Genomic DNA, 24,081 nt, shown 5'->3' with positions numbered 1-24,081 from the left:
AGGCTATCGTGTCATTGCAAGGACTCTTTAAGAATGGGGCACATTCTCGTGAACAATAAACTGGCTAAAGGCATCTGTGCGTGTCTGCTCGCACTTGGCGTTGCAGCATGCCAATCCAACTCATCTGGCCTTGTTTATCAGAATGTGCCTATCGACAAAGCTGTTGGCTCTTCCTCCAACATCGATAGTCTGAGTGCCGTTGTTGACGCAAACCCAACCGACGCTGACGCCTACAACAAGCGCGGCATTGCATACGCAAAAGCTGGACGCCTTGATCAGGCTATTGAGGATTTCAACAAGTCTCTTCAGCTGAGACCAAGCTCTTATCAGGCTTATGCAAACCGAGCTTTGGTGGAGCGCCGCAAGGGCAACACGTCCCAGGCAGTGCAAGATTACAGCTCAGCACTTTCTATAAAGCCAGATTACGTGAAGGCCCTGAACGGACGCGGCAACACCTACCGCTCTATCGGACAGAACACAGCAGCGCTTCGTGACTACAACGAAGTCATTCGTTTGAACGCCGGCGATGCACAGGCCTATCACAACCGTGGTCTCATCTATCAAGCGCAGGGTTTACAGGAAGCAGCCCTCAATGACTTTTCATCGGCTGTTGGCCTCAACTCCCGCGCATATTCACCTCTGATTGCGCGAGGAGTAACCTACCTTTCTCTGAGTGATCCAAAATCTGCACTCAAAGACTTTAACGCTGCGATCGCACTCAATGGCAAGTCCGCATCTGCTTGGGCAAACCGTGGCCGCGCTGAAGAAGCTCTGGGTCAGATTACAGAAGCCCGCCAGTCCTACAGCAGAGCACTGCAGGTTTCTTCGACAAACCAGATTGCGAAGGAAGGCGCCCAGCGCCTATCAACGTCATCTGGCGTTCCGCAAGCTTAAGCTCACAAACCACATCACTTCCAAAGGCCGGGTCTCCGGCCTTTTTTATTGTCTTGCTTCCGAAGATATAGACAGCATCCAGTTAATCTCATCACGCCAGTCAATCATGCGAATGGGCGTCCCGTGAGAGCCAGTTTCGAACAACCGAAAGCGCACCGGATACCGCTTCGTTTTGCCGGTGAGTGCCTTAAACAACTGATATTGCTTCTCCCAGCTGTAAACCCTGTCAGCACTACCGTGGCCAAACACAATCGGCACGCCTGCCTTATAGGCTTCACTCGTCAACAATCGCCGGTCCGTCGCTCCGCCCAATAATATGAGGCCGGACAGCGGCCCAGCAACACCAGCCTGATCCGCAAGCCCATAGCAGACCTGTGACCCCATGGAACCACAGGCCACAATCACTTTGGCCTGCGGTGCTTCTTTCCGGTATTGTGCAATCAATTCACGAATTTCCTGAGTACCTCTGGGGCTTTCGAGCTTCACATCAGGAGACAGATAAACGCCATTATTGCGCACCATCAGGTTTTTCAAGCGATTGAAGTTACCGCCAAACGTCCAATCAGCATTCCCCTGCTTTCGATTGCCCCCCTTACCATGCAGATAAAGCAGCAACAGTTTGGTGTCGGCGTCAGGTTTCCCAACTCGGATATGCTTACGCTTGTTACCCGCAAGCACAACTGAGCGCTCTCGCACATACCAGGCAGGCCTGCTGGAAACATATCTCCCTTCAACCCGCCGCTCTGGTATTTTATCCCGGTCCCGCAAGTCACGCTGGATCTGATAGTCAAGCCGCAAGAACGCCCCGTCCATCGCTTGATCCAAAACCCGTGGATAGGCAAACAATTCGTCTTTATAAGGCCTCAGCTCAAAACCAGCAGCCTTCGAGACCAGCAGCGCTGACATGAATAAGCTGCTTAACAAATACCCAAAGATCCTGAAGTGGCCTCGCATGCAGCACCTCCGAAATAACGCATCACTTATGGCTTTAGGTAATCATACATAACCCGGCCATAAGGTAGCGTGAGGTCCGTAATGAAATGAACCCCACCGAGTGATTTAAGCATTGGTAGCTCAGCCACTGGCGCATTGGCATGATGGAACAATTGCAAGCTCGCTGGACCAGACCACGCGCCCTTCACCGTCACATCAGACGCCTCATAGGCAACCAACTGAGCAATGGCCAAGGAACCGTCAACATCTGGAATGAGCTTCAGATTCACCTGGGTTTTCTGAAGTTTCTTGAGGACCGCATCAGGGTGACACTGCGTGCCATGTTCCACATCATAAAGAAGGTGCTGATACTTATAACCCATGGTCGCAATAGCGATGGTCACATCATCAAAGACCAAATGCCCGGTCAATGTCGCTCCTGATATACTCAGCTCAGGTAGGCCGAGTTTCTTCGGGAAACCCCAGATCTCGCGCCCACCAAAAATCGGCGGCGTATCATCAAGAAACATTTGTTGCGTGAAGTTCACAGGATGATCACCAAACTTGGCCGGAATCACGATACCAGACTCGGTGTAGTCCCCAAAGCCAGCAGAATCCGGCATGCGGATCACCTCGAACATTACCGTATTGGACCCATCCGGCTCCAAAGGCTCAGGCAAAGCTTCACGAATAGCGTCGGGGTCACTTTCATAGGAGACCACAAAAAACTCGCGGTCGATAAACCTGTATGGCCCCTTGGGATAAGCAGGAGAAGCAATCGGCATAGAAGCCTGTTCAAGAATATCGGCAATTTTCATGGACCACCTCGATCATGAAAGAGTGTGAACCGCGGCCAAATCACAGCCAGCACGCTCTCACCATAAGCGCCGATATTTTGGATGTTGCCCCTTGGGTTTTGGGGTGACACTTTCAGAGCTCACCCCAAACACTTTTTTAATCAGCTTGTTACGTCAATTTCTTTGAAAGTAGCCAGTGGTGCTTTTTCGCGAATAACCCAGTTCAACGCACCAAGCTCTACTTTTAACGTCGGATGAACCAGTCCCAACACGCGCAGCTCGCTCGCTCCAGTGCCTGCATGGGTTTGATTTACACGGCTTGCTATATTGAGTGTAGTCGTTGATTGATCAACACTCCAACCAATTCGATCACCAGCAACAAAGGCAACCTTACGACCCGTTCTGGTCGTACCAATCGGAATACCGTCAAACAGCTCAACAGAAGCAAGACGCTCTGTATCAATATGATAATCAGCGATCATCATCAGACCCAACAGGTAATAATATCCCGCCTCTTGAGAAAGCCCCTGCCGGCTCACCTGATCAACCAGATCACTTCGCCCACGAACACCTTTCAACGAGTGTAGGCTTGCAACAAAAATCATCTTTTCACCCCGCGTCATAGACGTAGCGCTCAGGAATGCTCGTGTGCTACGCTGGCGAATGGCCATATCACCAAGCATCTCGCGCATCGTCTCATCGGCAACGGTCGGGCTGGCCTTGAGAGCCTCGCTTAAATTGGTTGTCGCCAGAACTCCACTAAATGCCGTACCAACGCCCCCCGGAATAAACACAGTTGCGAGATTTGTCAGACGGTTAGACGTTGCATAGGCCCAGGCAGCCTTATCAAGCGCGTCAGAGAGTGGAGGGAATGTCGTATAAGGGTCAACATTCGCCGCAACAGCTATATAGCGCCGGGCTTTATCTCGCCCAACAACAGCCGCTGCAACACTCTCAACCGCAGAGGTCTTCTTTCCACTTTCCTTAGACGGGGCAGTCGCTCCGGAATTTCCGGTAATGGTGTTCACAGTACCATTCAGCAACAAGCCGACGCCATCAGCCGTGGAACTCAGTGTCTCTTTGGGAGAGGTTACAAGGCTACCGAGAAACGTCAGAGGTTTGGCGACCGCAGTCACAACGCCCTCGCCTGCCTGAGAAACCGTATCCAGTTCTTGAATGCCCTTCAGCGCATGAAGTTCATTGATACGCTTCTTCAATGTCGCCGTACCGCGCACTTTATAGGTCTTGCCATGAACTTTGAGGCTGTAAACCAGCAATGTCCCGTTCCGCAAAACAGGCGGCACAATCTCGTAATTACTGCCACGCGCAGCAACGCCTTCTTCCTTCAGAATCTGGGAGAAACCAAGATCAGTCGAAGCAGAATGAGATGGCGATGAGACAACTGCAACCACGATAAAGATTGCAAGCAGCAAGGAACAGCGCAGAAGAACGCGAACAGTTTGCGCAGTAGACATATGATACCCGAACTCAGAACAACTCTTACTAAAGGCTCTATTCTTCAATAATGATCAGAAAAGGGCAGCGCCTCTGGCAAATTTCGGGGTTGAAACGAAAAATCGCAGAAGCACGCTGCTCCTGCGATTCTCAAAACCTTTGAAACCTGAGGGTTTCTTAGACTGTCAGCACAGCTGTTACCACACAAGCAAGCAGGAATACGATTCCCGGTACAATGTGCGACCTGTCACCAGATGCCATGCCAACGCCAACTGCAATCACTGTTGCGATTGTGGTGATGCTTGCCCAAACCGTCCCGGCAGTACCACCAAATCCAATCATTGCAATAACGAGTACAAATGTGAGAGCTGCAAGAATTCCAACCTTTGAGAAGTTGATGAAGTTCTTGTAGGTCTTCTCGTGTTCCTTATAGTCCATAACAGACGCGCTCCCGTCAGCCATGCTTCCCCCTCGAAACAAGTAGTTTTCCTAATATCAGTCTTTAACACCACATGGTCCGGTGACGCAACTTCCCTAAAGAACCACTCAAAAGATAACCCAGGTTCCGGGGATAATTCCAACGGCCCGAGTATGTGCCTCAATCCTCACTAGACAAACCACATAAGTCCAGTTGGTGCTTTTGATGGGCGTTCAACGTATCCAGCTCAAACCCATCAATCTGCTCATTAAACAGTTGATGGAAGTTAAGCTCAGCTCGCAAGTGAAGGAACACAGATCCAAGCCCAATAGCCGCCCTGTCCATAAAGACAAAGTAACGAGGTATTTTCACCGGCCCCAGTTCTTTAAGGGACTGATGCACACGAAACGCCTCTTGTCGTCCATAAGCCGCTGGAGAAACACCATCGGCAATCGAGCGTACTCTGTCGCTGAGCAACGGGCCAAAAATAAAGCTAGCCCAGATATTCAAGGTCTCAATAAGCTCAGTCGTCAGCCCAGCAAAACCCCAAGTCTCATAAGCAGCAACCACACGGTCCTGATCATCTTCAAGCAAACCGTGATACAGATCCACCACGCCTTGCACAAAATCTGGCGGAAAGATGCGCACGCATCCGTAATCCAGCAAATTCACACCAGCAGGCTCCGCACCATCCTCAAAGATCGTGTAATTCCCAAGATGGGGATCGCCATGGATCACACCATAATGCGCAAACGGATGCCACCATGCCTTGAACATCACTTGCGCAATCTTGTTACGCGCTTCCAGCTTCTCCTGTCGATAAGCCAACAGTGGACGCCCTTCCAGCCAGCTCATGGAAAGCAAACGCCGTGTTGACAGATCTTCAAACACTTCTGGAATCTGGATCTGCTCATCTGCAGCAAAAACATTGGCATAGAGCTTTGAATGTCGCGCTTCCCGTCGATAATCCAACTCTTCCCGCAGTCGGTCGCCAACTTCCTTTGCAATTTCAGAAGTCTCGATCGCAGGCCTGAAACGTCGATGCAGAGCAAGCAACATGTCAAATTGGTTCAGGTCAGCTTCAACCGCACTATCCATATCCGGATATTGCAGCTTACAGGCCAGCATCGCCCCATCCTGATCATAAGCTCTGTGCACTTGACCAAGAGAAGCCGCTGCTGCAGGCTCTTTCTCAAACTTATCGAACTTGCCTTGCCAGCCCGGGCCAAGCTCAGCTCGCATACGCCTCTTAACAAAAGCCCACCCCATAGGAGGTGCATTCGCCTGAAGGCTTGCCAGTTCTGCTGCATATTCGGGAGGCACGGCATCCGGAATCGTCGAAAGAAGTTGCGCCACCTTCATCAGTGGCCCTTTGAGTTCACCAAGAGATTCTGCGATAGAAGCCGCATTCTTCGCAGGGTCTTGATCCCAACCAAACAGCTTACCTGCTGCAAGCTTGGCTGCGATGCCACTCATATTTCCACCAACCTTGGCATAGCGGCCAAGACGGGCGGTCATTCTGTTTGCTTCCCGGTCACGAGATGAAGGCATATGGGGTTCCTGCGTCTCACACTCTTATTGCAATATATAGTGCACTGCAAAACCTAGCAGAAAACGCAGAGAACCCAAGGGCGCTTTTAGAAATTACCTAATCACATATTTGCTCAGGCTTGCTCAACTCTCTCCACAAACTCCAGTTCAAGCAAGCTTTCAACAGCATTACCATGCGAGGCAACATACTCGCCCCAACCAGAAACACTCTTAAACCCTCCAGTCCCGGAGCCGGGCACTACAGTCATCGAAGAGCGAACAGTCTCCGCATCAAACACCCCGCTCTCCTCAACAAGGAACGTGCCTTCATGCGAACCATATCGACCAGAAATCTGCGTGTACCCCGAGTATTTGCCCTCTTTCTCTGTTACATAGGCCAAAAGATAAAACATGTTCACCTGCCCAACGATTTCTCCGCTGAGGGGTCCATGGGCGCGAACTGATGCAAACTTGCTCGCCATAGAAAGCGCTTCTGCGATCTCTTCTTTCCATTCTTCAACTTTGTAGGTGCATTTAATCTTTGCCATTTTCAGCTCCTTGCATTGGGAGCCGAACACCTACTGCGTCAAAACCAGAAGGGCTTGTAAAAGCGCGACAGCTGCTATCTTTTATGCCTATGCCAAATCAGGATGACACCTCAAACCAGATCAGCGGCTTGCTAGACCAGCAGCGCAGCCTCAAACACTTCAATCTGGACTGGCTCACTCCAGCTGAGTCATTACAGGAAGCCATCGAGTTCTATTGGCTGATCACATGGGATCTTCGAGGCAAGCCTCCATATAAGCAAGCTAACCTGCCCCACCCATCCCAACACATTGTCATCGACACATTGCAGACGACAGGCGTGTTTGGCATTAACACAGGCGTTTTCCATTACACCTTGCAACTGAGAGGCCGCGTATTTGGGGTAAAGTTTCGCCCTGGAGCCTTTGCAGATTTCTTCCGATACAACCCATCCTCGCTCCTCAACACTCACGAAAATATTGAACCGTTCCTCAGTATTTCCGAGCAGCAACTGATAGCAAAGTTAAAATCGGCTGATGATCCAACAGTATTCGCTGTACAGATGGACAACCTTCTGATTTCACATAAACATCCCTCAACTTCTAAGGCGAAGGATGCCGGTGCACTCGTAGACCTCATTGCGATAACAGACGAAATTAACAATCTGAAAGATCTTTCCAGGATCTCAGGTTTCCAGCCAAGAACAATCCAACGACTCTTCCATAGCCACGTCGGCGTTAATCCCAAATGGGTGATCGAACGCTACCGCATGCTGGCCGCGGTTGATGCGATCAACAACGGACAAGACCTCAACCTAACAGACTTGGCCCACTCCCTCGGCTACTTCGACCAATCCCATTTCAACAACGCCTTCAAGAAACTAACAGGCCACACACCAAGTCATTACCTACCAGCGTCTCAGCCTTCCTAAACACGTTCCTCAGCGATCATATCAAGCGCTCGTGCGATAGTTGATGCGTGCGTTTTGATGCCTTTGTAGTCCAACTGCTCATCAGTTAACTCAAGCAACTGTGTCTTTAGGCCTTGGGCTAGTTGATCACCATCCGGATGCTCTAACAGGCCATGAACGGGATCATGATGAACCCTGATAGTGAAGAGGATATCTCCACTGTTAGGCAGACGTCGCAATGTCTGCTTCTCAACGCGCACATAAAGCTGCTCAAATGCCTGATCAGCCTCACAAAGAACATCACCGCACAAACCCGGAATCGGATGATGAAGCTCAGCGTCCGTGTACAAAGACCAGTTCAGTCGCCAAACGGGCTTATCTGCCTCCAACCTTTCAAAGATCCGCTGAACCATGTGTCCCATGCGATGTCCATTGAAATCCGGTACCCCTTCATGGATTGCACTCATTGAACCGCCGAACTTTTCCGCCAAAGACCAACTGGAAGGGAAACAAAGGCTTGCTGCAACAAGCCTATACCCGTCATCGCCTTTACGCATCAGCACCAGATCTTCCTGAACGACACGGGAGATAGCTAGTAGTGGCGGTTCAGCACAAAACGATAGCTGAACACGCTTTCCTGCATTCTTCACGCAAAGAGAGTTATCCGAGTGAAGCTCATAAAGGGTGGGGAATTGATCAGGCAGATGGACAGCAAGAAGGTCTGCTACTTCGCGCTGAGCTGCCTCTGTATCCGCCTCTGCAGCAAACACGAAGGCTTTAGGGTCAGTGATGAGTCGCTCTTTTTCATCAAGGTACACAGCTAAAAACTCATCGGGCTCAATCCACTCTCTCAAATCATGAGGCTCGAGCCCAACGGTAAACGGCCTCTTAGAGCCATCATAAGGTGTGTAAGCAAATCGCGACATAAAACACCCTCCCCGCACAAAACATGCACCGGAAGGAGGGCGTTCATCAACCTATACGAGTTACCCGAGCTCTTTCATGAAATGAGCAAACGAAATGATGCCTTCTGGCCACGGCCCCTGACCGCTTTCAGAATTGATATGGCCACTTTCACCAGCATCTTGCAAACGTGCATTCCAGAGCTTGGCAAGCTGCTCAGCACGCTCATAAGTGCAGTACGGATCATTGCGGCTCGCCACAACCTTGGCATGGAACGGCAGCGGAGAGGTTGGAAACGGACCAAAGCTATGCAACTCAGCAGGCACGCATGAGCTGTCATCAACATCTGCAGGCGCAACCAGATAAGCACCCTTCACCCAGTTCTTGATGCGAGGCGCAGCATGAACCACTGCAGCAACACCAGCGGAATGTGCAACAAGCACCACCGGACGCGTAGCTTCCTCGACCGCTTTCACAACGGCATTCACCCATTCCTCAAGGTCTGGCTTGCTCCAACTGCTCTGCTCAACGCGCCGACCAGTGGAGAATTTTGTTTCCCAACGGCTTTGCCAGTGGTTTGCGTCGGAGCCATGCAGGCCGGGGACAATGAGAATGTCCGCCTCAGAAATCTTCATAAGGTTCCTCAATACGTGGTCGTGCTAAAAAGTCTGGCAGCTTAATAGGACGAAAATACCCAGTTTTCAAAGCGCCAGCCCAATCTCCACGTTGATTACGCGCAGCTTTTCTACTGGCATGGTCCCAATCGTAGTTCACCATCCGCTCTTCAAAGGACCATCGCGTCCCGACACGGGTCACAATCATGTACCGCGCATGGGGGCTTCCAACTTCCATCGTATGTGCATGAGGCTTGTCATCATCATAGGCTGGCAGCCCAACACTGCCTGCGTTCATCACGATTTGTCCGGTCGTTTCCAACCAGATGACCCGAGGGATGTGGGAGTGCCCACAAACAACCAGTGGAGACGCCACATTTCCAACGTGCTCTAACACGTATTCCGGCGATGCAATTTTGGTGTGGTCCCCACAAAGTTCTTCAGTGAGATAAACATTATCAGCTGACGGCGTCCCATGGCACAGGAACACATTCTCGACATGCTCCATTTGCGTCGGCAGTTGCTTCAGCCACGCTTTGGATTCGTCAGAAAGCAGCGAATAAGCATGCGCATCACTTGGACCCATTTTGGATTGGACATGGTCCACCAAATGTCGGTCATGATTGCCGCGCACAGTCAGCCAGTTTTCCGCAATGAGATACTGAGCCGTTTCTTCTGGCCACAACGGCCCCGAAACACAATCACCCAGATTAAACACCAGATCCGGAGACTTCCGCTTTATGTCGCGATGAACAGCTTCCAGAGCAGGCAGGTTACCGTGAATGTCCGAGATAACCGCAATTCTCATAGTCATGACTCCTGATCGGCATTAGTCCCATTAAAAACTAAGAAGGACTATGTTGTCAGCGAGGTTCGCCCAGCAGTGTCAAAACATTGCCAAACGGATCATGAAAATGTGCAAGAACTCCGCCCCACACCTGCTTTTCAGGCGGGTTGGTAAAGGCAACGCCTTTTTCACAAAGGCGCTCATAAGTATCGACAATGTCATCAACCTGAAGAGACGCGCCGAGAAAACGACCAATGTATTCTTGGTCTTCCTCGTTGTGTGCTTGCTCGATGATGAGCTCTGCATTGTCGAGCTTGGCACCAAACGCGCCAAGCTCTGGCATATCCCAGTTAAGAGGAAGGTCGAGCGTTTCGGCATAAAACTCCCTGGCCTTTTCGATATCTCTCACGAAAATCCGCAGACCATAAAGCTTCATCTTCCCCTCCACTCCTGTGCACGGGCGACTTAGGCTTCGCCAAAGACCCGCTTGAAGATCACATCTACATTCTTGGTGTGGTAACCAAGGTCAAAGCGCTCACGAATTTGTTCTTCAGAAAGATGCTTGCGAACGTCTTCATCCGCCAGCAATTCAGTCAGGAAGTCCACCTTAGCATCACCAGAAACCTGATAGCTGTCCCAGACCTTCATCGCATTGCGCTGAACAAGACGATAGCTGTCTTCACGAGACGCACCGGCCTGAGTCAGTGCTAGCAAAATGCGCTGTGAGTGCACCAGACCACCAAGGCGATCCATGTTACCCATCATACGCTCTGGGTAAACCATCAGATTTTCCATAACGTTTGTCAGGCGTGCCAAAGCAAAGTCCAGCGTTACAGTCGCATCAGGACCGATCATACGCTCAACGGAAGAGTGCGAGATATCGCGCTCATGCCACAGTGCAACGTTCTCCATCGCTGGCAATGCGTAAGAGCGAACCATACGAGCAAGACCAGTCAGGTTCTCGGTCAGCACCGGGTTCCGCTTATGCGGCATAGCAGAAGAACCCTTCTGGCCTTTGGAGAAGAACTCCTCAACTTCCAGAACTTCTGTGCGCTGCAAATGACGAACTTCAGTCGCCAGACGCTCAACGGAAGACGCAATCACACCCAGAACTGCGAAGAACATGGCATGACGATCACGAGGAACAACCTGAGTGGAAACAGGTTCTGCACCAAGGCCCAGCTTCTCAGCAACATGCTCTTCAACACGCGGGTCAATGTTTGCAAATGTGCCAACTGCACCGGAAATAGCACAGGTCGCGATCTCTTCACGAGCCAATTCAAGACGCTTCTTACAACGGTCAAACTCAGCATACGCCTGCGCCATTTTCAGACCAAAGGTCACTGGTTCAGCATGAATACCGTGGGAACGACCGATAGTTACGGTGTCTTTGTGCTCATAAGCACGGCGCTTCAAAGCAGCCAGCAGCTTTTCCATGTCGGCCAGCAGAAGGTCTGCAGCGCGAACCAGCTGAACGTTGAAGCAAGTGTCCAGAACGTCAGAAGAGGTCATGCCCTGGTGCACAAAGCGTGCTTCCGGACCAACGATTTCAGCAAGATGCGTCAGGAACGCAATCACATCATGCTTGGTTTCACGCTCGATCTCATCAATCCGCGCAATGTCGAAGGTAGCTGGACCACCTTTCTCCCAAATCTTCTCAGCAGATTCTTTTGGGATCACACCCAGCTCTGCCAGAGCATCACAAGCATGAGCTTCAATCTCAAACCAGATGCGGAATTTCGTTTCAGGAGACCAAATAGCGACCATGTCAGGACGCGAATAGCGCGGGATCATGCCAGTCCTCGTATGCGTTACAATTCTGTCGCAGGATGTAGCAGGACAGGCTCTCTAGAACAATGCCAGAAAGCTCCGGCAATGCCGAAAAAACGCGTTTTTTAGAGAATTCAACGTTGCTATGCGCACTATGAATATTTCTTCATCACCCGAAAAAAGAACCTGCAATTTTCAGTCAACTTGTCTGCAACGAAACACAATCAAATCCAGAATGGAAATCCCCCTTGGGTGGCATCTGTTGCATACTAATTTATAACCAACTTGAGCTCTGCAAAACTTTCCTTATGCTGAGCATCTAAGACGTTTCAAAGTGGTTCTTGAGGGGGAAGTCACATGCAACTGGGTGCATTTTCAATCAGCCTGACGGTTAAAGACATCAAAGCATCAATCTCGTTCTATCAAAAGCTCGGCTTCGCATGCGATCCCGGTTGTGATGGTACAGATGGCTGGGCGATCATGAAAAATGGCGAGACAATCATCGGGCTGTTTCAGGGAATGTTTGAAAAGAACATGCTCACCTTCAATCCAGGCTGGGATCAGCAAGCACAAGCCCTCGATAAATTCCTCGATGTGAGGGAACTCCAAAAGCGATTGAAAGCTGATGGCATTGAAGTTCACGGACAAGAAGCAGACGAGACCACATCAGGTCCAGCGAGCTTCACTGTGATTGATCCGGATGGAAACCCTATCCTGATAGACCAACACCGCTAGTGGGCAAAGGGTCAGCAGCAAACAAGAGAGCCAGCAAAGTCATATTATAACTCCGACAAACGTTGAGCTTCAGTAAGCTACTCAGTTCCCTCTAAACTCCTCTCAATAATCCAGTGAGGTTTGTGAGTGACTGTGCCTTCAAGTGAATTAGCCAATACCAAAGCCTGTTACCTGGAGTCCGACACCCCGGACAGGCAAGCGCATTTCATCGAAAGTACATTTTTCATCCACGACGATGGAATCTTCTCTGCCCAAAGCAAGGTCAATTCCGCCTCTCCCTATACTTCGCTACGGTTCGAACATAACGCATTAAGACTTGGCATAATCGCCATCTGACACATTCAGATAAACATTTTCGGAGATAAAATGAGTGAGTTTACGCCTCGGTTTGCAGGCTATGAGAAGAAAGTAAGAGACAGCTTTGCCCGCCAGCCAGCCATGGCCTCATTGAGTATTGAAATCGCCAGAGTAGAACCCGGCATCGTCGAGCTGACCATGCCGTACAACAAAGATTTTGCCCAGCAACACGGCTTCCTTCACGCTGGCATCGTCACCACAGCCCTCGACAGCGCAGCCGGATACGCAGCCTTCTCGCTGATGGACGAAGACGCCGCCGTGCTTACAATCGAGCTTAAAACCAATCTGATGAACCCTGCTGCAGGTGAGCATTTTGTATTCCGCGCAAAGGTCGAGAAACCAGGCCGCACAATCACCTTCGTCAACGCCACCGCCTACGCAATCAAGGACGGCACTGAAAAGAAAGTCGCCACGCTATCAGGCACCATGATGTCCGTCCGCGGCAGAGCCGACGTTCAGCAATGAAGCTGGGAAAGGGCGCTGAGCCAATAATAGGTGAAGGCTTAAGTTAGGCGACCAATCTCTCATGTTACAGTCTTACAGAGGAAAGTCTCGGCATGCAAAAAAGCGAAAGCCAAAGGTCCGCCTTTAGAACTCATCCTAAGAAAATTTAAGCCCGCTCCATTTCTTACAGCTTATCAATCAGCCGTTCAATCAATGCGAGACCATTGCACCAGTAGGTTGACTCAATAGCAGGGCGTTGCAGGATCCCACCACTTTCTTAATGGGTTAACACTCTGCAAAACAACACAATATGCAGTTCTCTCAACGCCCGACAAACCTACAACTCAAACTGAAAATTCTTTATATAGCGGAGGTTTTGGCAAGCTAATCTTTACGAACGCATACCAACTCATCTTTGATTAAAAAAATGCTCTGCCTTGGCGTTGTAGCAATCAAACCACTTGTTAGGAGCCCTTCAATATCACTTATTAGCTTTGAGTTGTTCTTCGAGATTTGGTCGCGATCAAATCTAATCGGCTCATCCAGTCGCATTGTCTGCACGGTAAACCCACTGACATCGACAAATACGATCCACAATGGAGCAATAAATGCCGCAATTAATGCTAAAACAGTAAATAATCTTTGCAAACGATATTGTTTTTCTTTCTTAGTTTCAAATCCTTCGGAAATATATTCCTTAAGCTCTGGACTTAAATATGCAACTGCATCACATAAATCTTCAAAAAACTGAGAAATTACTTCATCGGACACCTCAGACTCATATTGGTATTGAGGCGTATGCTGCCCATCAAACTGAATTTCTTGCCCGAATCTAAAACCATCTTCCTTTTTATTTGGGTTCGTTTGAAGCGGATAATAAAAAAAATCAACTCTGCATTCTGCAGTTTTTTCAAGCAGGTAAGAATTGAAATTAGATAACACTGCACTTCAGTGAATAGTTGATGAGCTTCCTGATCTGTACGCGAAGAGCTTCCGACATAGATCACCCATCGTCCGTTCTTGCGTTTAATACAGCAATTGTTTGTATTCAAATATCCAATGATGTCCTTCAAAACTAAGGACGACAGCTCTTTTTCTACGAGTAGATTTTTTAGAAAGTCCCTTTGTTCTTGACTTAAGATTAGACTATCAACAGGGCTAGTGGTCATAACCTACCTTTTAATGAAGTAACGGGAGACAAAAAATCTCCCGCACAAATGACCTTTAATGTTTTAGCTTAGGCCTTATCCATCTCTTCCAGTTCATCAATGAACCGTTCGATCACTGCCAAGCCTTTCTGCCAGAAGGCTGGGTCGGTTGCGTCCAGACCGAATGGCGCCAGCAGTTCACTGTGGTGCTTGGTGCCGCCCGCTTTCAGCAGATCAAAATACTTCTGCTGGAAGCCATCCTCAGCTTCTTCGTAAACCGCATAGAGCGAGTTCACGAGGCAATCACCGAAGGCATAGGCGTAAACATAGAACGGCGAATGGATGAAATGCGGAATGTAGGTCCAGAAGTTCTCATAGCCGCCTTCCAGGTCAATCGCCTCACCGAGGCTTTCTTCCTGAACACCCATCCAGATCGCAGATATCTGCTCAGCGGTCAGCTCGCCTTCCTTACGCAGCTCATGCACCTGACGTTCAAAAGTATAGAATGCAATCTGACGCACAACCGTGTTCAGCATGTCTTCCACTTTGGCAGCCAGCATGATCTGACGTTTTTCAGGTGTCTCAGCCTTTGCGAGCAGGTCCTTGAAGGTCAGCATCTCACCAAACACGGAAGCAGTCTCAGCCAGTGTCAGCGGGGTCGGCGCCATCAGCGCACCATTTGGCGCTGCAAGAACCTGATGAACACCATGTCCAAGTTCATGCGCCAGTGTCATCACATCGCGAATTTTGCCTTGATAGTTGATCAGCACAAACGGGTGTGCGCTTGGCACGGTCGGATGAGAAAACGCACCAGGTGACTTACCCGGACGGGATGCAGCATCAATCCAGTTTTTATTGAAGAACTGCCCTGCAATTTCAGAAAGCTCCGGCGAGAATTTCGCATAAGCGTCCAGAACCGTGCCTTTTGCTTCATCCCATGGAATATCGCGCGTATCAGCTTGCGGCAACGGGGCGTTACGATCCCAGAAGTTCATTTTCTCAACGCCAAGCCACTTGGCTTTCATCGCATAATAACGGTGCGACAAACGCGGATAAGCAGCGCGGACTGCATCAACCAGCGCATCAACAACTTCACGCTCAACACGGTTGGCAAGGTGGCGGCTGTCAGCAATATCATCAAAGTTATGCCAGCGGTCGTAAGTATCTTTATCTTTCGCCAGCGTGTTCATGATCAGCGTAAAGATGCTCAGATTTTTGCCGAACGTTTTCGCAAGCGCTTCAGCAGCCTTCTTGCGCATGTCCCCATCAGGTCCTTGCAGCAAGTTCAAGGTCTGCTCAATGGAAAGCTCGTCACCATCAATCTCATAACGAGAACCAGAAATTGTTTCATCAAACAACCGGTTCCAGGCGGCAGCACCGGTCACGTGCTTCTCATGAAACAGCTGCTCAATTTCCTCACTGCGCTCATGCGGGCGTTCTTTGCGCAGGTCTTCCAGCCAGGGGCGATAATACGCCAGCTTTTCAGAGTTCAGCGCTTTTTCCAGAACCTCGTCTTCAATCTTGTTCATCTCAAGCGAGAAGAACAGCATATGAAGGCTCGCAGTCGTCAGTTTTTCCTGCACATCGCCATAAAATTTCTGACGAGCTGGATCTGTTGTGATGCTGGTGTAAGCCAGACCGGCAAAAGAGCCGATACGCCCCATCAGATCTTCAAGTTCCTCATAACGACGCACAATTTCGGCGAGCTCATCGCCAGAACGTGTTGCAATTTCAGCAAGCTTGCCTTTGCAGTCTGCTTCAAACTGCTCTGCCAGTTCTTTCGCACGCGCCATATCCTGATCAATCGCAGGATCATCAATAGAGCTGTAAAAAACTGAAAGGTCCCACTCCGGCAGTTCACCAAGGGCAGAGCCTGCCGTGGCTGCATCAGCGCTTTGATAGGTGATGGAAAATGGAGTGACGTGCTTGAGTGTCATATGAGCGTCCGATTATGGGATGGCATTGCGCCAGAAAAGAAACCTGAGGTCTGCAAAACAAGTTCTGCAGTACACTGTTTTAATATGCGTCCAATCCTTACACATGCAATGGCGTCTTTTAACAAGATCCCCAAAATGAAGTGGGCAATTTGTTTACCAAATTAGGTGCAGGATGACCTGAATTGGCACACTATGCATTACTGCCCAATCGATTTGAAGGGATTTCCCATGGCACAGCGCATTTTGATCGTAGATGACGATCCGGTCCAACGCCGCTTGCTGGAAGAAGCCGTAAAGCGGTTCGGATACCGCTCCAAAAGCTGTGTCGATGGTCGCGAAGCGCTGGAAATCCTTACAGGAACTGCCCAATCAGAAATCGATCTGGTTATCCTTGATCTGATGATGCCAGAAGTGGACGGCTTTCAGGTCCTGAAAGAAACCCGCGACGCTAAGAATGCAGTACCTGTCATTGTTCAAACAGCCAACGGCAGCATTGAAACTGTCATTGAAGCTATGCGTGCTGGTGCACAGGATTTCGTTGTAAAACCAAGCCGTCCTGAGCGCTTGCAGGTGTCCATCACCAACCTACTCAAAGTTGCGACGCTGGAAGGTGAACTCACCCGCATCCGCAAGCACACAGAAGGCACCCTCACCTTCGATAATATCGTCACGCGGTCTGAGCCGATGGATCGTGTCCTGCGGCTGGGCGAAAGAGCTGCCTCCTCCAACATTCCGATCCTCATTGAAGGCGAGTCTGGTGTTGGTAAAGAGCTGATTGCGCGCGCTATTCAAGGTTCCAGCGAGCGCCGGTCCAAGCCGTTTGTCACCGTAAACTGCGGCGCTATTCCAGATCATCTGGTGGAATCCATTCTCTTCGGTCACGAGAAAGGTGCATTCACCGGCGCTGTCGATAAACACATGGGCAAGTTTCAGGAAGCCAGCGGCGGGACTCTCTTCTTAGACGAAGTCGGCGAGCTCCCACTGGAAGTACAGGTAAAACTCCTGCGCGCGCTGCAAGAAGGGGAAGTTGACCCAGTTGGTGCGCGCAAACCGATAAAAGTAGATTTCCGCCTGATCTCAGCAACAAACCGACGTCTGATCGATCAGGTAAAAGAAGGTAAGTTCCGGGAAGATCTGTATTATCGCCTCAACGTCTTCCCAATTTGGATCCCTCCCCTACGAGATCGTAGTGAGGATATTCCTGAGCTTACCCGTCATTTCCTTGCGCGTTTTGCTGCAGAAGAAAGCAAGCCTCAAGTCACGGGCATCACATCTAACACGGTCAATATGCTTAAGAGTTATGACTGGCCTGGCAACATTCGCCAACTTGAAAACGCAGTATTCCGCGCCGTTGTCCTGTGCGATGGTCCAAGCCTGACATGCGATGACTTCCCGCAAATAGCTCAAGCGACTGATACGCCAATGAGTTACGCGGCAGCACCGCCTGCCGGAAACAAAGAACCGCAAGCTGACGTCTATTCTTCATCCCTAAGTGTAGCGAGTAAATGGGAGGAACAGCAGGACGAACGATTTCTTCAGGTCGAGGCCGTTTCAGCCTTCGACGCGGAGCAACCTCCCTTTGGATATATGCGATCACTCGATGGCGAGGGCCACGTGCGTACGCTCATCAGTGTTGAAGAGGAAATGATCCGGACAGCAATCTCCCATTACGGAGGCCGCATGACCGAGGTTGCCAAGCGTTTGGGCATCGGGCGCTCAACGCTTTATCGCAAGCTGAAGGAATATGGTCTGGAAGAAACTCCGGAAAGCAAAACTGCGCACTAAAGCTTAGTTTGCAGGATGGTTGGAAGCGAATGAGTAAGCCTCGCGCAAGCCACAGGCACGCGTGCATCTCAATAAATCGATAAAGCATAGCGACTAACAAAAAACCGTGGGTTTAAGTTCATATCACTGATCCTTGAATTTAAAACATCACGCTGTCGTGCTATCTCAAAACGCATTAGTGTATATGCGTAATAAATATAAGTTTGGGCAAAACAACACTCTTAATTTTTGAGGCACTCTTCTTGTGCCTATAAAGATCAAAGAGTTATCAGGTGGGTAGTCATAAATGTTTGGTAGAACGAGCACATCAGCATTGCTCGCAGGGGCAGTTATTGCGCTTTCGTCAACTATGTATTCTGCGCAAGCCGCAATTCCTGACAATTTTGACGAGCAGCTCGAGCAAGTAAACCTCGCTCAGTCAAATCCTGTTGCGCAGGAAATTCAGCAGGCGCTTAGCAAAAAACACCGCCGCCAGAACTTCCATGCAAAACGCGAAGCAGCTGCCGCAAAACTGTTCTACGAAAACAGAAGCTTCCAGCCCGCCTGGGTCCTGAAAGGCAAGCTCTCCACCAGTGCTTTGTCCGTTATGGAAACTCTGCAATCAGCCGATAAAGAAGGCCTGCACGCCGCCGACTACCCGGTGCCAGCAGCAGGCTTCAATGCAGATGGCAAAGCAACCCCAGAGCAAATCGCGGAAGCAGAACTTGAGCTGACCCACTCGATCCTCAAATACGCAGAGGATGCCCAGGCTGGCCGCGTCAGCCCCTATGCGATTTCCGAGGACATTACCCTTCGTCCGGAAAGGCCAGACCCGATTGAAGCGCTGACATCCATAGCGCACTCGGTTGCTCCGGCAAAAACTCTTGCGGCCTTCAACCCTCCGCATCCAGAATACAAAGCGCTGAAAAAGCAGCTTGCCGAACTAAGAGAACACACTGAAAATGGCAGCCTTGAAAAGCAAGTTGTCATTCCAGCCGGCAAAGTCCTGAAAGTTGGAGTAAAAAGCTCCCGCGTTGCCGTTCTTCGCGAACGCCTGAGTGTTCCGACAGTTGAATCTCAAATGAACGTCTATACGCAGGATCTGGCTTATGCCGTTGAAGCCTTCCAGGCTGCAAACGGCTTGCATCCAGATGGCGCGGTTGGCCCACGCACACTGCTTGCCCTCAATGGGCGCGTTAGCGGTGACCCAATCAATGACGTTATTGCAAACATGGAACGCTGGCGCTGGATGCCGCGCGAGCTGGGCGAAACCCATCTGCGCGTGAATATTCCAGAGTTCATGGTTCGTTTGAACATGGATGGCTTTGTTCTTTATGAAACCCGCGTCGTTGTTGGAAAACGCTCCAACAAAACACCGGTCTTTTCAGACAAGATGCAGCATGTGATCGTAAATCCATACTGGAACGTCCCATACTCCATCGCATCAAAAGAGCTTTTGCCGGAACTGCGCGCAAGCAACCCACAAAGCTACCTGCAAAAGGGCAACTACGAGATCGTGTATGGCGGCAAGATCGTTGATCCTCGCCGTGTGAACTGGGATGCCGTGACCTTCAAGCAGATCCGCATCCGTCAGCGTCCGGGACGCGGCAACGCGCTAGGCAAAATCAAGTTCATGTTCCCGAACAAGCACAACGTGTACTTGCACGACACACCGTCCAAATCGCTGTTCAACCGGTCTGAGCGCGCCTTCTCACACGGCTGTGTCCGCGTGCAGAACCCGTTTGAGTTTGCTGACGCCTTGATGGCCACGCAAAACACGATGACAGGTAATTACATCCGCTCACTTGTCGGCAAGAAGCAGACCCAGGTGAATTTGCAAAGGGATATCCCGGTGCATATCTCCTACTTCACCGCATTTGTGGATGAAGCTGGAAAGCTGCAAAGACGTCCGGATATCTACGGACATAACCAGGCGACGATCGACGCTCTGAATCTTTAAAATTGTCACTATCCACATGTATCCACAGTAATATGACGACTTATGCGTGCGGATTCGCGCGCATTTGTCGCATGTAAATAGCGGATTCTGGCAAAAAACTTGGATTGTTGCCGTGAAGTCACTAGTTCGCGTTAATTGTAACTAAAGTAAAGGCTCATTAACCTTGTCCGCACTAGATAAAGAGGTGGGGCTCTGGGGTAAGGTTTTAGCCGATAACGCGAAAGCGAGATTCAATTGCGTGACATGATTGCATTCGGGCGCTCGGACTTTGGTAAACGTCTGCCTGGCATTTCAGTGCTGGTCGCAGCGGTTCTTTGTGCGTTCTTCCTCACCTCAATTGCTTCGGCCAGTGCGAGCACACGCACGCTCAAGCTGTACTTCACCCACACGAAAGAGCGGGCGGAAATCACCTTCAAGCGGAATGGCCGCTATGACAAAGAAGGCCTTCGCAAGCTCAACAATTTCCTTCGGGATTGGCGCCAAAAAGAGCCAACGAAAATGGATCCTGAACTGTTTGACCTCATCTGGGAAGTTTACCAGAAAGCAGGCACAAGCAAGTACATCCATGTTGTCTCCGCTTATCGGTCGCCTAAAACCAACAATATGCTCCGTAAGCGCTCCAGCGGTGTGGCTAAAAACAGCCAGCACACCAGAGGCCGCGCAATGGACTTCTTCATTCCCGGTGTAAGCACAGCCAAACTACGTGCGCTTGGTTTGCGTCAGCATGTTGGCGGCGTTGGCTACTACCCGCGCTCAAACACGCCGTTTGTTCACATGGACACCGGCTCTGTACGCCATTGGCCACGCATGAGTCGCTCTCAACTGGCAAAGGTATTTCCAAAGGGTGACACCATTCATGTCCCTTCCGATGGAAAACCAATGGCGCGTTACAAGCAGACACTTGCTGCTGTAAAACGGAAAGATTCAGGCCGCTCAACCAGCGTTGCCAGTCGTTCCACGTCATCGTCAAAAGCAAGTGCCCGGGCAAGCTCGTCCAACAGTGGCGGAAGCTTCTTCTCCCGCCTGTTCAGCAATTCAGGCAGTAACGAAGAAAGCAAACCGGCACCAACTCCGGCAACAAAAGCACCAAAAGTGCGTGAGCCAGATCCAAGCCGCCGGGTAGAAACCGAGTTCAACGCTATTCCGCAGCCTAAAGTGGCATTGCTAGCAACTCAGCCAGCAGCAAGCCCGGTTCCAGAAGCAGCTTCTCCTACTGTTTTGGCTTCAGCAACACCATATGCAAAGCCACAGGATGAGAGTGAGGCTACGCCTGCACCAACGGAGCAGAATCTCAATCTGTTTGCCTCCGCTCGTCCGCGCATAAAACCGCAACAAATCCTTCAGGTCGCCGCTTTGCCGGCGGCCACCCCTGCAGTTCAAAAGCGGGCTCGAGTCATTCCACCAAAAGTGGAAACACCAAAGGATGGTATTGCAGCGATCATTGCAGCAACTGGCGAGCAAACACCTGACAGCCTACGTCCTCTTGTAGGCGCACAGCTTGCCTACGCCTCTCCTGCCGCAACTGCAGATCTACCAAAGAGCAAGTTCAACAAAAAAACTGCACTCACTGCACAGGCACTCTTCGCAGAGCAGCGTCTGCCAGATTTGATGCCGAAATCACAACCAGCTCAACAAACTGTTGTGACAAAGGCCCCGGTCTACGGATCACCGTTGGTAGGTTTCCATTCAGCTCCAGAGCCAAACGCAGTGCTGATGCTTGATCCAACATGGACAGCAAGAAACCGTCGTACCATCACGATGCAGCACCCAGACCAGAACCAACTGGCAGTTCTGATGAGCCCTGTAACAACGGTTTTAAAGGACGCTCTGACCCAAACGCCATATCGCTCAATTCGCAAACGGATCAACCGCGGATCAGCAATCGCATGGCTGGACTCAATCTACACAGGCGAGATGAAAGTCTCCTCCAGATAGGAATCACGTTGTAATGAATGCTCGGCAGCGCGGCATCTAAATGCCGTGAAAGCATTCCCCCGCCCTCAGTTAGCCCAGCCTATATCAACAAAGCCAATCAGCACTGCCCGTTCAGGTACTGCTCAACTACGCCCCCTCGCAAACACAAAAAAGGCCCCTCACCGCAGTAAGGAGCCTCTTTCAGAATTCGTGCTAAGAAGCAGCTCGCGCATACACACGCGTTGCTCTCACCAGTTGGAGCGCTTATGCGTCTTCCATTACTGGGCCTGCCATGCCGAGAGCATGCAGGTAAAGATCGAGGATTGCCTCTTCTTCTTCACGCTCATGCGGCTTGCGTTTACGCAAGGAAACGATTTTGCGCATTACCTTCACGTCAAAGCCTTGTCACCCCTGACGATTTTCGTAGCATAATGTCCAAGCTTATCTGTTATCCAAATACTAGAACTCATTTCCACCCCGGCATGAAAGTGTGCTGTGTCAGGTTCAATAGTTACAACAGTCAACATCAATTGCAACGGGCACTGCGCGTGACCCTGTAGGCCGAAGACCCTAAATGTCGTAGGCCGAAAGGGCCACGCGCAGTGCCCGTTGCATGTATCTTATTACTAGCGCAACATTCCCAAGAATAAGAAACTTTGACAATCAGTGTTCACCCCTTCAGCAATATTGCTCATTCTATTCAAACAAGTTGAACAATCTCATGCACATAAGGGCAATAGGTAGCAATCCTCCCGTATGTTGATCGAGTTCAACGGTAGAGATATTACTGCATCATATTGAAGACTATTTTTACGAAGAAATCTCGTTTCAGCGATGCACAGATCATTGCGACTTTGAAGCAAGGAGAAAGCGGCATTCCGCCAGCAAAAGCCGAAGAGCGCTGTTATGCTATGCTGAATCAGCCTATCATAGCTGCATAACTTTAACAAAACGACCTCTGGCAAACCTGGGACGGTTCAAACGCTACATTCGCGACCTTTACATGTGCCATACCATTTTTGTTGACCAGTGATGCAAATGTGGATGAAGTTAGGTAAGCTGGTTCTTAAAACTACTGCCATTTTCCTGCTCTAGCAGGTCAGTATACATTCTTAAAAGGCTAGCCCCTTTGGATCAATCGGCCCATCTGCTCTTACTCTCGCGCGGCTTTTCTCAGAGGCAATACGTTTAGGAAGGCCCTGCAAATCCAACAGCATACCCGTGGCATCGCGACTTACATCCAGCAGATTAGTGACCTTCTCTATCTCTCCGAGAATATGTAGCACACCAACCAACGTTTCGATCTTCACACCGAGGTCCCCACGTTCCAAGCGTGAGACTGTTGCTCTTGACACATCAATGCGTTCCGCAAAATCAGAACCGATAACTTGCGCTTTCGGCGAGCGATATGGATATCACTACCCAGCTTTTTTGAGAGCTTTAAGTACAAGAATAGACGGCTTGGCTTTATGAAATTCTCGTATTACTCATGGAGGTGAAGCGGCCTGTTGCAAACGCGTGCCTTCTATGAGCCTAATATAGCACACATTTCTACATTATGCGCAATATCTGACGCATAAGATATTCAGCTTCGCTTCTATCCGTAACTTCAATCGACAACTTTACCTACGCATGTCAGATGAGAATAAAGTGTCACCCTGAAACCTAGGGCAGGTTGACCGCCAAGTGCCAACACTTGCCGGTCAAATTAGCTCGCGAGAGTTATTGAGAACCCTTTTACTGACATTGAACGGAGCACATAGCTTCGTGGATGCAGCAAGTCGCTTGATGACCATTTGCGGACATTCGGCCTAATTCTAGGAAGGTCCAGTTAGCATGTCACTTCAATCAAAGGTTGATTTCGGTCAGCTTGTCGTTGAGCGACCATACTGAACATTCAAGCTCTCTCCGGATTCCCTTGTATGCGTCCGCTCTGGAGTTCGTTCCTGATCCCGGAAAATTTCATTATATTCGCTAAGCGGCCATTTTAAGCTGATTAATTCTAAGGATTTTTACATCCCATGTGTATCTTCAGTTTTGATTTCAGAAAAGAGGGATCACCATGAAGATTTCTTACGTGAACCAATACCCGCCGCGCTTCAAAACCAATGATGGCCGCATAGTGAATGTTAAGGTTTCCAGCAAAAAAAACAATATTCTCGAGGCCGTTGAGGAAAATTCGAACAGCCTTCGTCAAAAATACGACGAATTGGGAATGGAACGTTGTTATGTGCATGACTTGACGATTGGTGCGCCCGATATCGACGATGTAATGGAAAAATTACC

Annotated in this window: 22 protein-coding genes and 1 pseudogene; 8 read left to right on the top strand and 15 right to left on the bottom strand. The window is 50.0% G+C overall.

What is annotated here, in order from left to right:
• The first annotated feature begins 33 nt into the window (after positions 1–33).
• A complete protein-coding gene (locus tag PsWM33_RS17380) occupies positions 34–894 on the top strand; it encodes a tetratricopeptide repeat protein (RefSeq protein WP_063301044.1) in 861 nt (286 codons plus the stop codon).
• 45 nt (positions 895–939) lie between these two features.
• On the opposite strand, the gene PsWM33_RS17375 is transcribed toward PsWM33_RS17380, so the two are convergent.
• The 6 genes from PsWM33_RS17375 to PsWM33_RS17350 form a co-directional block, all read right to left on the bottom strand.
• Complete coding sequence (locus tag PsWM33_RS17375; RefSeq protein WP_153039963.1) at positions 940–1,800, bottom strand: alpha/beta hydrolase; 861 nt, start codon at positions 1,798–1,800, stop codon at positions 940–942.
• Positions 1,801–1,874: 74 nt separating this feature from the next.
• The gene (locus PsWM33_RS17370) at positions 1,875–2,645 is read right to left on the bottom strand and encodes an acetoacetate decarboxylase (protein ID WP_063301042.1); all 771 of its coding nucleotides are present in this window, start codon (positions 2,643–2,645) and stop codon (positions 1,875–1,877) included.
• A gap of 140 nt (positions 2,646–2,785) precedes the next feature.
• Positions 2,786–4,099, bottom strand: coding sequence for a hypothetical protein (locus PsWM33_RS17365; RefSeq protein WP_063301041.1), 1,314 nt, complete (start codon positions 4,097–4,099; stop codon positions 2,786–2,788).
• 157 nt (positions 4,100–4,256) lie between these two features.
• Entirely contained in the window at positions 4,257–4,541 is a 285-nt protein-coding gene (locus PsWM33_RS17360; protein WP_208994610.1) for an aa3-type cytochrome c oxidase subunit IV, read from the bottom strand.
• Positions 4,542–4,677: 136 nt separating this feature from the next.
• Positions 4,678–6,048, bottom strand: a complete 1,371-nt coding sequence (locus PsWM33_RS17355) for an ABC1 kinase family protein (RefSeq protein ID WP_063301040.1) — start codon at positions 6,046–6,048, stop codon at positions 4,678–4,680.
• Positions 6,049–6,161: 113 nt separating this feature from the next.
• Positions 6,162–6,575, bottom strand: coding sequence for a DUF3224 domain-containing protein (locus tag PsWM33_RS17350; protein ID WP_063301039.1), 414 nt, complete (start codon positions 6,573–6,575; stop codon positions 6,162–6,164).
• An 83-nt stretch (positions 6,576–6,658) separates the two neighbouring features.
• On the opposite strand from PsWM33_RS17350, the gene PsWM33_RS17345 reads away from it, so the two are divergent.
• A complete protein-coding gene (locus PsWM33_RS17345) occupies positions 6,659–7,483 on the top strand; it encodes a helix-turn-helix domain-containing protein (RefSeq protein WP_063301038.1) in 825 nt (274 codons plus the stop codon).
• Here the strand turns inward: PsWM33_RS17345 and PsWM33_RS17340 are convergent.
• From PsWM33_RS17340 to purB, 5 genes are read right to left on the bottom strand one after another with little or no spacing between them, the layout of a single operon-like run.
• The gene (locus PsWM33_RS17340; protein ID WP_063298512.1) at positions 7,480–8,388 is read right to left on the bottom strand and encodes a heme-dependent oxidative N-demethylase family protein; all 909 of its coding nucleotides are present in this window, start codon (positions 8,386–8,388) and stop codon (positions 7,480–7,482) included. The two genes, PsWM33_RS17345 and PsWM33_RS17340, sit on opposite strands and share 4 nt — an antisense overlap.
• 60 nt (positions 8,389–8,448) lie before the next feature.
• Positions 8,449–9,000 carry an RBBP9/YdeN family alpha/beta hydrolase gene (locus PsWM33_RS17335; protein WP_063290258.1) on the bottom strand — a complete coding sequence of 184 codons (552 nt, stop codon included), beginning with the start codon at positions 8,998–9,000 and terminating at the stop codon, positions 8,449–8,451.
• Positions 8,987–9,787, bottom strand: coding sequence for a metallophosphoesterase family protein (locus tag PsWM33_RS17330; protein ID WP_063301037.1), 801 nt, complete (start codon positions 9,785–9,787; stop codon positions 8,987–8,989). Before PsWM33_RS17330 ends, PsWM33_RS17335 begins: the two co-directional genes overlap by 14 nt.
• A gap of 55 nt (positions 9,788–9,842) precedes the next feature.
• On the bottom strand, positions 9,843–10,202 hold the full coding sequence (locus PsWM33_RS17325) for a VOC family protein (protein WP_063298514.1): 360 nt from the start codon (positions 10,200–10,202) through the stop codon (positions 9,843–9,845).
• A 29-nt stretch (positions 10,203–10,231) separates the two neighbouring features.
• Positions 10,232–11,560, bottom strand: a complete 1,329-nt coding sequence (gene purB, locus PsWM33_RS17320; RefSeq protein ID WP_057462039.1) for an adenylosuccinate lyase — start codon at positions 11,558–11,560, stop codon at positions 10,232–10,234.
• A 333-nt stretch (positions 11,561–11,893) separates the two neighbouring features.
• Between purB and PsWM33_RS17315 the strand changes: the two genes are divergently transcribed.
• Both PsWM33_RS17315 and PsWM33_RS17310 read left to right on the top strand, forming a co-directional pair.
• Positions 11,894–12,271, top strand: coding sequence for a VOC family protein (locus PsWM33_RS17315; RefSeq protein ID WP_063301036.1), 378 nt, complete (start codon positions 11,894–11,896; stop codon positions 12,269–12,271).
• Between the two features lie 366 nt (positions 12,272–12,637).
• Positions 12,638–13,093, top strand: coding sequence for a PaaI family thioesterase (locus tag PsWM33_RS17310; protein WP_063301035.1), 456 nt, complete (start codon positions 12,638–12,640; stop codon positions 13,091–13,093).
• Between the two features lie 363 nt (positions 13,094–13,456).
• On the opposite strand, the gene PsWM33_RS17305 is transcribed toward PsWM33_RS17310, so the two are convergent.
• Complete coding sequence (locus PsWM33_RS17305) at positions 13,457–14,014, bottom strand: hypothetical protein (protein WP_063301034.1); 558 nt, start codon at positions 14,012–14,014, stop codon at positions 13,457–13,459.
• Between the two features lie 295 nt (positions 14,015–14,309).
• Entirely contained in the window at positions 14,310–16,157 is a 1,848-nt protein-coding gene (locus PsWM33_RS17300; RefSeq protein ID WP_063301033.1) for a M3 family oligoendopeptidase, read from the bottom strand.
• 228 nt (positions 16,158–16,385) lie between these two features.
• Here PsWM33_RS17300 and PsWM33_RS17295 point away from each other — a divergent pair, with 228 nt between their 5' ends.
• The 3 genes from PsWM33_RS17295 (at position 16,386) to PsWM33_RS17285 (ending at position 21,816) form a co-directional block, all read left to right on the top strand.
• Positions 16,386–17,942: a sigma-54-dependent transcriptional regulator gene (locus tag PsWM33_RS17295; RefSeq protein ID WP_063301032.1), complete on the top strand. Its 1,557-nt coding sequence runs from the start codon at positions 16,386–16,388 to the stop codon at positions 17,940–17,942.
• A gap of 286 nt (positions 17,943–18,228) precedes the next feature.
• Positions 18,229–19,881 carry a L,D-transpeptidase family protein gene (locus PsWM33_RS17290; protein ID WP_208994609.1) on the top strand — a complete coding sequence of 551 codons (1,653 nt, stop codon included), beginning with the start codon at positions 18,229–18,231 and terminating at the stop codon, positions 19,879–19,881.
• Between the two features lie 243 nt (positions 19,882–20,124).
• Positions 20,125–21,816 carry a DUF882 domain-containing protein gene (locus tag PsWM33_RS17285; protein ID WP_063301030.1) on the top strand — a complete coding sequence of 564 codons (1,692 nt, stop codon included), beginning with the start codon at positions 20,125–20,127 and terminating at the stop codon, positions 21,814–21,816.
• A 243-nt stretch (positions 21,817–22,059) separates the two neighbouring features.
• Here PsWM33_RS17285 and PsWM33_RS26875 read toward each other — a convergent pair.
• Together PsWM33_RS26875 and PsWM33_RS17280 are read right to left on the bottom strand one after the other, a co-directional pair.
• Positions 22,060–22,197: pseudogene (locus PsWM33_RS26875) on the bottom strand (DUF2312 domain-containing protein); the annotation flags it as partial.
• 710 nt (positions 22,198–22,907) lie between these two features.
• Positions 22,908–23,180 carry a helix-turn-helix domain-containing protein gene (locus tag PsWM33_RS17280; RefSeq protein WP_082827048.1) on the bottom strand — a complete coding sequence of 91 codons (273 nt, stop codon included), beginning with the start codon at positions 23,178–23,180 and terminating at the stop codon, positions 22,908–22,910.
• A 677-nt stretch (positions 23,181–23,857) separates the two neighbouring features.
• Here PsWM33_RS17280 and PsWM33_RS27415 point away from each other — a divergent pair.
• On the top strand, positions 23,858–24,081 hold a 224-nt coding region (locus PsWM33_RS27415), incomplete at its 3' end, for a hypothetical protein (RefSeq protein WP_193778416.1).

Source organism: Pseudovibrio sp. WM33 (assembly GCF_001623165.1).
Classification (GTDB): domain Bacteria; phylum Pseudomonadota; class Alphaproteobacteria; order Rhizobiales; family Stappiaceae; genus Pseudovibrio.
This window is presented reverse-complemented; position numbering and strand designations above follow the sequence as displayed.